Origin of the sequence: Micromonospora sp. NPDC051296 (genome assembly GCF_040682255.1) — a bacterium.
GTDB lineage: Bacteria > Actinomycetota > Actinomycetes > Mycobacteriales > Micromonosporaceae > Micromonospora > Micromonospora craterilacus.
In genome coordinates this window covers 1-10659 of record NZ_JBFBAO010000249.1, presented here as the reverse complement: position 1 = coordinate 10659, position 10659 = coordinate 1, and the positions used below count along the sequence as shown (strand labels likewise).

Sequence of the window (10659 nt, the reverse complement as noted above, 5' to 3'; positions counted from 1 at the left end):
CGGTCAACAACGCCGGCCTGCAGCACGTCGCCCCGATCCAGGAGTTCTCCGTCGAGCGCTTCGAGTACCTGCACCGGGTGATGGTGGAGGCGCCGTTCCTGCTCATCCGGCGGGCGCTGCCGCACATGTACGCGCAGGGCTGGGGCCGGATCGTCAACATCTCCTCGGTGCACGGGCTGCGCGCCTCGCCGTACAAGGTGGCGTACGTCGCGGCCAAGCACGCCCTGGAGGGGTTGTCCAAGGTGGTGGCGCTGGAGGGCGCGGCGCACGGCGTGACCGCCAACTGCATCAACCCGGCGTACGTGCGCACCGCCCTGGTGGAGAGCCAGATCGCCGACCAGGCGGCCACCCACGGCATCCCGGAGACCGAGGTGGTCGAGAAGATCATGCTGGCCCGGGCGGCGATCAAACGCCTGATCGAGCCCGAGGAGGTGGCGGAGCTGCTGGCCTACCTCTGCTCCCCGCCCGCGGCGTTCCTCACCGGCGCCTCGATCGCACTCGACGGGGGCTGGACGGCGAACTAGTGAACTCCCGCACAATGTCCGTCATGTCGTCGCCGGTGGAGTTCCTGGAACTGCTCGCCCGGGAGGCGGCCGCGGTCGAGTTCGAGGGGCCGCTGGTCGCCGCCCGGTCGGCCGGGCTGCCCGCCGACCGGATCGCCGAGTTGGAGCAGGCCAAGACCGTGGCGCTGCGGGTACGCGCGCTGCTGGAGCGCCGCCGTCGCCGGGAGAGCGAACTCTCCGGCCTGTACGACACGGTCAGCGACCTGGCCGGGCTGCGCGACCTGGACGACGTGCTGCGGGCGATCGTGCACCGGGCCCGGCACCTGCTCGGCGCCGACATCGCCTACATGACGCTCAACGACGCCGAGCGCGGCGACACCTACATGCGGGTCACCGACGGCTCGGTATCGGCCCGGTTCCAGCGGCTGCGGCTGCCGATGGGCGCCGGCCTCGGCGGCCTGGTGGCCCAGTCAGGCGCCCCGTACGTCACCGCGAACTACCCGGAGGACGACCGCTTCCACCACACCCGGGAGATCGACGCCGGGGTGGGCGAGGAGGGGCTGGTGGCCATCCTCGGGGTGCCGCTGCGGCTCGGCTCCACCAGCATCGGCGTGCTCTACGCGGCGAACCGCTCGGCCCGGCCGTTCGCCCGCGAGGAGGTGGCGCTGCTGCTCTCGCTGGCCGCGCACGCCGCGGTGGCGATCGACACCGCACGGCTGCTGGCCGAGACCCGCGCGGCGCTGGAGGAGCTTTCCGCGGCCAACACCACCATCCGGGCGCACAGCAGCTCGGTGGAGCGGGCCGCCGCGGCCCACGACCGGATGACCGCACTGGTGCTGCGTGGCGGCGGCGTGGAGGACGTCACGGCCGCGGTCACCGAGGTGCTCGGTGGGGCGTTGCTGGCCCTGGACGCCGAGGGGCGGCTGCTGGCCCGGGTCGGTGAGATCGACGAGCCGGACCGGGTGGACATCGTCGAGGCGGTGGCCGCGTCCCGCACCGAGGGGCGCAGCGTACGCCGGGGTCCGCTCTGGTACGCCGCGGTGGTGGCCGGTGCGGAGAACCTGGGCGCGCTGGTGCTGCACCCCGAGGGCGAACTGGCCGACGCCGACCAGCGGATCCTGGAGCGGGCCGCGCTGGTGACCGCGCTGCTGCTGCTGTTCCGGCGTACCGTCGCCGAGGCGGAGGGCCGGGTCCGGGGCGAGCTGCTCGACGACCTGATCGCCCGGCCGCTGCGCGACACCGACGCGCTGCGCAACCGCGCCCGCCGCCTCGGCGTGGACCTGGACGCCCCGCACGTGCTGGTGGCCGTCGGCGAGGACGCCATCGCGGCGACCGGCTCGGCCCGGCAGCGGGTGCTCTCCTGGGCCATCACGTACGCCTCGACCCGGGGCGGGCTGGCCGCGGCGCGCGACGGTCGGGTGGCCCTGATGCTGCCCGGGCAGGACGCCGGCGGCAGCGCCCGCGCGGTGGCCCGGGATCTGTCCCGGATCACCGGGCGGCCGGTGACCGCCGGGGCGAGCGGCCCGTCCACCGGGCCGGCGTCGCTGGCCACCGCCTTCCGGGAGGCCGACCGGTGCCTGACCGCGCTGGGCGCGCTGGGCCGGGCCGGGCAGGGGGCGAGCACCGCCGAGCTGGGTTTCGTCGGGCTGCTGTTGGGCACTGTCGGGGACGGCGGCGACGCCGACGTGAGCCGGTTTCTCGCCGCCACCGTCGGGCCGGTGATCGACTACGACGCCCGTCGAGGCACCGCCCTGGTGCGGACCCTGGAGGCGTACTTCGGGGTGGGCGGCAGCCTGGCCCGGGCGGCCGAGCAGCTGCACGTGCACGTCAACACGGTGACCCAGCGGTTGGAGCGGGTCGGTCAACTGCTCGGCGCGGACTGGCAGAAGCCCGAGCGTGCCCTGGAGGTGCAGCTGGCGCTGCGCCTGCACCGGCTGCGAGCGCCGGCCCGCTGAGCCGTACGGCCGCAACGGGGGCGGTCGTGCGGCCAGCGGCGGCGGGCGGTGCGCGGGTCAGCGGGCGCGGATGCCGGCCAGGACGCCGTCGACGACCTTCTCGGGGAGGGCCGCCTCGTCGAGGTCGGGATTCCAGTTCAGCACCCGCTGGATGAGCATCGGGCCGGTGAGCATCGCCATGGTCACCTCGACGTCGAGGTCGGCGCGGAGTTCGCCGTCCCGGATGCCACGACGCAGCACCTCCCGCATCACCGCCCGGCGGGGTTCGACGATGCTCTGGTAGAACGCGTACTGCTCAGGGCTGCGTTTCACCTCGGGCACCAGGCAGGGCATGATCTGCGCCGCACGCGGGTCGACGTTGTGGCCGATCGCGCTGACCAGCATGATCAGGTCGTCGCGGACCGATCGGCCGACCGGCTGCGGCGGGTTGCCCTTGAGGGTACGCAGGGCGTCACGCAGCAGCGCGTCCTTGCCGGGCCAGCGGCGGTAGATCGTGGCCTTGCCGACCCCGGCCCGCGCGGCGATCGCCTCCACCGAGATCGCCTCGATCGTGCTGCCCTCGGCGAGCAGGTCCAGCGTGGCCTCGATGATCGCCTCGTCCGCGCGGACGCTCCGCGGCCGCCCGGGCGGCCGCGGAGCATCTGCGGTGGTAGTCATCTGCCCATTGTCCCCGACGTCAGGCGGTGCCGGCCAACTCGGGCTCGCCCGCCGGTGCCGGCACGTCGGTGGTCGGCCGGCCGGGCAGCCAGCGCAGGGCCACCAGGATGCCGGCTGCGGCGACCAGCGCGGCCAGCGCCGCCGACCAGTGCATGGCCGAGACGAAGGCGTCGTTGGCCGCGGTGACGAGCGGCGGGGCCGCCGGGCCGAGCTGGCCGGCCGCGGCGTAGGCACCCGAGATCGACTCGCCGGCCGCCTCGCGTGCCGCCGGCGGCAGGTCCGCCAGGGCCGGCTCGATGCCGGAGCGGTAGCCCGCGGCCAGCACCGAGCCGATCACCGCCACGCCGAGCGCGGCGGCCACCTGCCGGATGGTGTTGCTGACCGCGGAGCCGACGCCGGCCTTCTCCCGGGGCAGCGCGGACATGATCGACTCGGTGGCCGGCGGCATGATGTTCGCCATCCCGGCGCCCTGCAGGAAGAAGAAGACCAGCACCACCCAGATCGGCGTGGCCGCGTCGACGAAGGCGAACGCGCCCAGCGCCACCACGGTCAGCAGCAGTCCGACCACCGCGACCGCCCGCCCGCCGTAGCGGCGCACCATGGTGGCGCTGCGCGGGGCGAAGACGAGCTGGGCGACCGCGAAGGGCAGGAAGAGCAGGCCGGTCTCCAGCGGGCTGTAGCCGCGCACCAGTTGCAGGTAGAACGAGCTGAAGAACATCACGCCCATCGCGGCGAAGAAGACCAGCCCGATCATCGCCACCGGTGCGGCAAAGCGCGGCACCCGGAACAGGCGTACGTCCAGCGCCGGGTGAGTGCTCCGCCGCTCGTGCGTGACGAACCAGGCCAGCACCGCGATACCGCCGAGGATCGAGGCCCAGACCAGTGGCCGGCCGAACCCGTGCTCACCGCCGTCGATGATGCCGTAGGTCAGGGCGACCAGGCCGACCACCGAGAGCAGTACGCCGAACGCGTCGATGCGGCCCGGCTTGGGGTCCCGCGACTCGGGCACCAGCAGTGCCACCAGCACCACGCCGAGCGCGACGACCGGCACGTTGATCAGGAAGACCGAGCCCCACCAGTAGTGCTCCAGCAGCAGGCCGCCGAGAACCGGCCCGATCGCCACCGCCAGGCCGACCGCGCCGGCCCACACCCCGATGGCCCGTCCCCGCTCGCGCGGGTCGAACACGTTGGAGATGATCGACAGGGTCGCCGGCATGATGGCCGCGCCGCCGACCCCCATCAGCGCGCGGGCCGCGATCAGCTGCGCGGGGCTCTGCGCGTACGCCGAGAGCAGCGACGCCAGACCGAAGACGACCAGGCCGATGAGCAGCATGCGCCGCCGGCCGGCCCGGTCGCCGAGCACGCCGAAGGTGAACAGCAGCCCGGCGAAGACCAGTGTGTAGGAGTTGATCGACCACTCCAGCTCGCCCTGGCTGGCCCCGAGACCGTGCACCGGGTCGGCGAGCGTACGCAGCGCGACGTTGAGGATGGTGTTGTCCAGGACGACCACGAGCAGGCTGATCACCAGCACCCCGAGGATCGCCCACCTCCTCGGATGTCCGGTGTTCTCGTTCGGTTGCATCTCCGGTACCCCCCGGTTTTCGATACGGTCCCGTCCGTAATCGGTGCTGAGCCTAGGTCCGGCATTAACGATACGGAACCGGATCGTATCGAATGTGACACCGGTCACCGGTATCGACAACGCCGCCCCGGCCGAACCGGACACGGCGATCGTCCCCCGATTCCCTCATGTCCGTTTGGCGGGCCCGTCCGCCGGCCGGCGCGGCCCGGTGTGACCCGCGGCATCGTCGGGGCGGAATCCTGGGCGGGTGGATGGCGTTGTAACCCGTGGCTGACCGAGCAGCGCCCGCCCCGCCCGACCAGGGCGTGCGCCACGGCCCCTGCGGGAATGACCCGCCCCGGTCAGTCGTTGAACACGGTCCCGGTGCCGCGAAGAGCCCATGAGCCCGCGAGCCCGCCGGCCAGATCCTTTCCCCCCGCTCGTTCAGCGCCGCACGGCGCTGGTGCCGCACCGCCATCCCCCCAGCCCCACCGGCAGGCGGCACCCAACCCCCCGGAACGGAGCTTCCACCATGAACACCACCCTGCGTAAGAGCATCCTCGGCATCGCCGGTCTCGCCATCGCCGGTGGCCTCGCCGCCGGCCCGCTGAACCACGACACCACCACCCCCACCACCAGCACCCCCGCCGCCGTCCAGGCCGACAAGCCGAACACCGGCACGCTCACCCCGAACGGCGTGCAGGGCGCGCAGTCCCACATCGACCTCAACGGCGAGCAGACCGACAACGCCAAGGCGATCATCGCCGCCACCAAGAAGACCGGCATGGACGAACGCGCCGCCGTCGTCGCGATCGCCACCTCACTACAGGAATCCAAGCTGGAGAACCTCGGCCACCTCGGTGACCGCAACGACCACGACTCGCAGGGCCTGTTCCAGCAACGCCCCTCCTCGGGCTGGGGCACCGTCGAGCAGATCACCGACCCCGAATACTCCACCACCGCCTTCCTCAACGGCCTCAAGCAGGTCGACGGCTGGAAGGACATGCCGCTGACCGCCGCCGCCCAGACCGTGCAGGTCTCGGCCTACCCCGACCACTACGCCCAGTGGGAACAGCAGGCCGCCGACCTGGTCGCCCAGCACTGGACCAGCTGACCCGACAGACACACCTCCACAGGGGGAAACAAGAAACCGCTGGCCGGCATCCATCAGGATGCCGGCCAGCGGCGTCAGACTGCCAGGCGGCAGGGCGCGGAGATAACCGGCGGGCTCAGGCCAGGGAGGCGCGCAGCGCCGCGTCCTTCTCGGCGACCAACTGCTCCAGGTCGGCCTGGTACGCCGACATCCGGTCGAACAGGGCCGGATCGGCGGTGCTCAGGATGCGGACGGCGAGCAGCCCGGCGTTACGCGCGTTGCCGATCGACACGGTGGCCACCGGGACACCGGCCGGCATCTGCACGATGGACAGCAGCGAGTCCAGACCGTCGAGGTGCTTCAACGGCACCGGTACGCCGATCACCGGCAGCGGCGTGACCGAGGCGATCATGCCAGGCAGGTGCGCCGCCCCACCGGCACCGGCGATGATGACCTTCAGGCCCCGGCCGGCGGCGGCCCGGCCATAGTCGATCATCTTGACCGGGGTGCGGTGCGCCGAGACGACCTCCACCTCGTACGACACCTCGAACTCGGCGAGTACCTCAGCGGCGGCCTTCATCGTCGGCCAGTCCGAGTCGCTGCCCATGATCACGCCAACGCTGCTCACGCGCACTCCTCGCGCTCACCGGCGCCGGCGCGCAACCAGCGGGCTGCCCGGGCGGCCCGGGCGCGTACCTCGTCCAGGTCGTCGCCGAGCACCGTGACGTGCCCGATCTTGCGGCCGGGACGCACCTGCTTGCCGTACAGGTGCACCCGGGCGGTCGGTTCGGCGGCGAAGAGGTGGTGCAGCCGCTCGTCGACCGGCATGCCGCCCGGCTCGCCGCCGAGCACGTTCGCCATCACCACCACCGGCGCGGTCAGCGAGGTGTCGCCCATCGGGTAGTCCAGGACCGCCCGCAGGTGCTGCTCGAACTGCGACGTCCGGGCGCCCTCGATGGTCCAGTGCCCGGAGTTGTGCGGGCGCATCGCCAGCTCGTTGACCACGATCCGGCTTCCACCGGGGCCGGCCGGGTCGGCCACCTCGAACAGCTCCACCGCCAGCAGGCCGACCACGCCGAGCGCGGTGGCCAGGTCGATGGCGAGCTGCTGCGCGGACACCGCCAGCTCCTCCGGCAGGCCGGGGGCCGGGGCCAGCACCTCGACGCAGATCCCGTCCCGCTGCACCGTCTCCACCACCGGGTACACGGCGACCTGCCCGAACGGCGAGCGAGCCACCTGCACGGCCAGCTCCCGGCGCAGCGCCACCCGCTCCTCGACGATGAGCTTCGTGCCGCCGGCGAGCAGCGTCTCCGCCAGCTCGGTGGCGCTGGCGGCGTCGGTGACCGGCCAGACGCCCCGGCCGTCGTACCCGCCACGGGCCGCCTTGAGCATGACCGGCCAGCCCACCTCGTCGCCGAAGGCCACCAGGTCGGCCGGGGACGCGACCGGGCGCCAGGCCGGGTTCGGCGCGCCGAGGGTACCGAGCCGCTCCCGCATCACCTGCTTGTCCTGGGCGTGCATCAGTGCGTCGGCCGGCGGGAACAGCTTCACCCCCTCGCCGGTCAGGGTGCGGATGTGCTCGGTCGGGACGTGCTCGTGGTCGAAGGTGACCACGTCGCAGCCCTTGGCGAAGGTACGCAGCGCAGCCAGGTCGGTGTGGTCGCCGTACTGGACGTCGGCGGCGACCAGGGCCGCCCCGTCGTCCGGAGTGAGCGCGAGCACGCGCAGCGACTGGCCGAGGGCGATCGCGGCCTGGTGGGTCATCCGGGCCAGCTGGCCGCCGCCCACCATGCCGACAACGGGCAGACCGGTTCGGGAATCCATAGCTGGGCCAGCCTATCCGGGCCGGTCAGGACGGCGACCGGCGGACACCCGATCAGCGCAGCTGCGCCACCAGGTCCTCGACGCCGGCGACCGGTCGCTGACAGACGAACCCCCGGCAGACGTACGCGGCGGGCTGGCCGTCGAGCAGCGGCCGGCCGGCCAGCAGCGGCGCTCCGGGCTGGTCCGGGTGGCCCGCCACGATCACTGCGCCGGGCGGGGCGTGCCGGTACGCCGCCCCGACCAACGGATCACCGGCCGGATCATCGGTGGCCACCGCGATCTCGTACGGCCCGGAGAGCAGCGCCTCGCCCACGGTCGCCGCGTACCCGGTGAACCGGGCGTGCCGCCCGACGATGGGCGCGACGGTCGACAGGGCTGCCTCGGCGGCCTCCCGGTAGCGGTTCTCCCCGGTCAGCGCCGCGTACGTCACCAGGGCCGCGGCGATCGCGGACCGACCGGACGGGGTCGCGTTGTCCGTCGGGTCGGCCGGCCGGGTGACCAGTTGCTCCGCGTCGTCGGCGGTGTCGTAGAAGGCTCCGCCGGGCGCGGCGAAGTGCGCCAGGGCGGCGTCGAGCAGTTGCCCCGCCAGTTCCAGCCACCGCCCCTCGCCGGTGATCTGGTGCATGGCGCAGAACGCCTCGGCCACGCAGCCGTAGTCCTCCAGCACCCCGGCCGGCTCACCGACCCGGCCGTCCCGGGAGGCCCGGCGCAGCCGCCCGTCCACCACATGCACCCGCGCCAGGTGCTCGGCGGTGTCCCGCATCGCGCCGTCGGCGACGATGGTGATTCCCTCCAGCAGATTCGCCTCCCCCTCGCCACCGATCCGGCCGGAGGTCTCGACGAGCCGGACGAACTCGGCGAGCGCGGTGACGGCCAGCCCGTTCCAGGCGGCCACCACCTTGTCGTCGCGCGCGGGCTGCGGCCGGGTGTCCCGGGCGGCCAGCAACCGCCGCACCACGTCCTGCCAGCGACCACGTACCTCGGGGTCGGCGTCGTCGACGTCCCGGGCCAGCCGGAGCACGCTCATGCCGTGCTCGAAGGTGCCGGCGTCGGTGACCGCGAACAGGTCGGCGGCCCAGCGGCCGTCCTCCTCGCCCAGCACCTCGACCAGCTGGCTCGGGGTCCAGGCATAGGTGAGCCCCTCGACGCCCTCGGTGTCCGCGTCCAGCGCGGAGGCGAAGCCCTGGCCGGGCCGATGCAGCTCGTCGGCGAGGAACCGGGCGATGTCCCGGGCCACCCGCAGCGCCAGCGCGTCGCCGGTGAGCCGCCACAGCTGGGTGTAGACCCGCAGCAGCAGGGCGTTGTCGTAGAGCATCTTCTCGAAGTGCGGCACGGTCCAGTGCGCGTCGACGGAGTAGCGGGCGAACCCGCCGGCGAGCTGGTCGTGGATCCCGCCCCGGGCCATCGCCTCGCAGGTGTGCCGGACGATCTCCAGGCTCCGCGCCGAGCCGGTGCGCTGGTGGTGGCGCAGCAGGAAAAGCAAGTTCATGTGCGGCGGGAACTTGGGTGCGCCGCCGAACCCGCCGTTGGTCTCGTCGTACTCGCTGGCCAGCTGGTCGGCGGCGGTGTCGAGCAGTTCGGCGGTGAGCGGGGCGGTCGGGCCACCCACGGCCTGGGCGCCACCGATCGCCTCCACCACCGCGGCGCCCTGCCGCAGCACGGCGTCCCGCTGGTCCTGCCAGGCGGTGCTGACCGACTGGAGCAACCGGACGAAGTTCGGGCGGGGGAAGTACGTCCCGCAGAAAAACGGGACGCCGTCCGGGGTGGCGAAGACCGTCATCGGCCAGCCGCCCTGGCCGGTCATCGCCTGAGTGGCGGCCATGTAGACCGCGTCGACGTCAGGCCGTTCCTCGCGGTCCACTTTGATCGACACGAAGCCCTCGTTCAGCAGCCTGCCGACGGTCTCGTCCTCGAACGACTCGTGCGCCATGACATGACACCAGTGGCAGGCCGAGTAGCCGACCGAGATGAGCACCGGCACGTCGCGCCGTTTCGCCTCGGCGAACGCCTCGTCGCACCAGGGCCACCAGTCCACCGGGTTGTCGGCGTGCTGGAGCAGGTAGGGGCTGGTGGCGTCCGCGAGTCGGTTCACCCGACGACCATATCCAGCCGGCCCCACGGCCGCCGGTCGGACGCAGTGCGGCGGTCGGCCGGGCTCAGGAGGCGCCGTCGGCGCGCAGCGGGAGGACGTTGGTGGGGGCCTGGCGGGACAGGGAGCCGAGAACGGCGCCGATCTTGTCGGCCGGCATCGGCTTGAAGAAGTGGTAACCCTGGGCAGCGGTGCAGCCCAGCTCGGCCAACGCCGACCGCTGGGCGGCGGTCTCCACCCCCTCGGCCACCACCCGCAGCCCCAGCTCGTGGGCCAGCCCCACGGTGCTGCGCACGATCGCCGCCGCCTCCGGTGAATCCGCCATCCGGAGCACGAACGACCGGTCGACCTTCAGCTCGTCCACCGGGATCCGGGCGATGAAGGCCAGCGAGGAGAACCCGGTGCCGAAGTCGTCGACCGCCAGCTGCACACCCATCGAGCGCAGCGTGGTGAGCACCTGGTCGATCACCTCCAGCTCGCTCATCACCACCGTCTCGGTGATCTCCAGGACCAGCCGGTCGGCCGGCACCTGGTGCCGGCGCAGCGCCTCGGCGATCTCCGCCGGCAACCGGTGGTCGAGCAGACTGCGGGCGGAGAGGTTGACCGAGATGGGGATGTCCAGGCCCTCCCGGGCCCAACCGGCAGCGACGGTGAGGGCCTTGTCCAGCACGTAGCGGGTGAAGGGGCCCAGCTGATCGCTGTTCTCCACCGGGCGGATGAAATCGGCCGGGCCCAGCCAGCCCCGGCGCGGGTGCCGCCAGCGGATCAACGCCTCCACGCCGGTCGGTGCACCGGTGGCCAGGTCGACGGCCGGCTGCAACACCAGCACCAGCTGATCGTCGGCCTGCAACGCCTCCTGCAGCTCGGCGAGCAGGGCCAGCTGGTCGGTGCTGGCCGCGTCCCGTGAGCCGTCGTACGTGGCCACGCTGCCGCCGCCGGCCTTGGCCTGGTACATGGCGATGTCGGCCCGGCGCAGC

9 protein-coding genes are annotated in these 10659 nt (G+C 73.0%); 3 read left to right on the top strand and 6 right to left on the bottom strand.

Features of this window, described 5'->3' with window-relative positions:
- Positions 1-524 (top strand): SDR family oxidoreductase (locus tag AB0M52_RS23390; protein WP_363957330.1); only part of this gene is annotated, 524 nt, incomplete at its 5' end.
- Between the two features lie 14 nt (positions 525-538).
- A complete protein-coding gene (locus AB0M52_RS23385) occupies positions 539-2458 on the top strand; it encodes a helix-turn-helix domain-containing protein (protein ID WP_363957327.1) in 1920 nt (639 codons plus the stop codon).
- Positions 2459-2515: 57 nt separating this feature from the next.
- Here AB0M52_RS23385 and AB0M52_RS23380 read toward each other — a convergent pair whose 3' ends face one another.
- Together AB0M52_RS23380 and AB0M52_RS23375 are read right to left on the bottom strand one after the other, a co-directional pair.
- Complete coding sequence (locus AB0M52_RS23380) at positions 2516-3115, bottom strand: TetR/AcrR family transcriptional regulator (protein WP_363957324.1); 600 nt, start codon at positions 3113-3115, stop codon at positions 2516-2518.
- A gap of 19 nt (positions 3116-3134) precedes the next feature.
- Positions 3135-4697, bottom strand: a complete 1563-nt coding sequence (locus AB0M52_RS23375; RefSeq protein WP_363957321.1) for an MFS transporter — start codon at positions 4695-4697, stop codon at positions 3135-3137.
- A gap of 511 nt (positions 4698-5208) precedes the next feature.
- On the opposite strand from AB0M52_RS23375, the gene AB0M52_RS23370 reads away from it, so the two are divergent.
- The gene (locus AB0M52_RS23370) at positions 5209-5790 is read left to right on the top strand and encodes a hypothetical protein (RefSeq protein WP_363957318.1); all 582 of its coding nucleotides are present in this window, start codon (positions 5209-5211) and stop codon (positions 5788-5790) included.
- 115 nt (positions 5791-5905) lie between these two features.
- On the opposite strand, the gene purE is transcribed toward AB0M52_RS23370, so the two are convergent.
- The 4 genes from purE to AB0M52_RS23350 all read right to left on the bottom strand — a co-directional run.
- On the bottom strand, positions 5906-6397 hold the full coding sequence (gene purE, locus AB0M52_RS23365; protein ID WP_363957315.1) for a 5-(carboxyamino)imidazole ribonucleotide mutase: 492 nt from the start codon (positions 6395-6397) through the stop codon (positions 5906-5908).
- On the bottom strand, positions 6394-7593 hold the full coding sequence (locus AB0M52_RS23360; protein WP_363957312.1) for a 5-(carboxyamino)imidazole ribonucleotide synthase: 1200 nt from the start codon (positions 7591-7593) through the stop codon (positions 6394-6396). Before AB0M52_RS23360 ends, purE begins: the two co-directional genes overlap by 4 nt.
- Before the next feature lie 52 nt (positions 7594-7645).
- On the bottom strand, positions 7646-9685 hold the full coding sequence (locus tag AB0M52_RS23355; protein WP_363957309.1) for a thioredoxin domain-containing protein: 2040 nt from the start codon (positions 9683-9685) through the stop codon (positions 7646-7648).
- Between the two features lie 64 nt (positions 9686-9749).
- The coding region (locus AB0M52_RS23350; RefSeq protein ID WP_363957306.1) for an EAL domain-containing protein at positions 9750-10659 on the bottom strand (910 nt) is incomplete at its 5' end.

What these genes read in the sequence shown, in the direction of transcription:
- AB0M52_RS23375 (WP_363957321.1), bottom strand. Translation starts at nt 4,697, where the DNA reads ATGCAACCGAACGAGAACACCGGACATCCGAGGAGGTGGGCGATCCTC.
- AB0M52_RS23380 (WP_363957324.1), bottom strand. Translation starts at nt 3,115, where the DNA reads ATGACTACCACCGCAGATGCTCCGCGGCCGCCCGGGCGGCCGCGGAGC.
- AB0M52_RS23360 (WP_363957312.1), bottom strand. Translation starts at nt 7,593, where the DNA reads ATGGATTCCCGAACCGGTCTGCCCGTTGTCGGCATGGTGGGCGGCGGC.
- AB0M52_RS23370 (WP_363957318.1), top strand. Translation starts at nt 5,209, where the DNA reads ATGAACACCACCCTGCGTAAGAGCATCCTCGGCATCGCCGGTCTCGCC.
- AB0M52_RS23385 (WP_363957327.1), top strand. Translation starts at nt 539, where the DNA reads ATGTCCGTCATGTCGTCGCCGGTGGAGTTCCTGGAACTGCTCGCCCGG.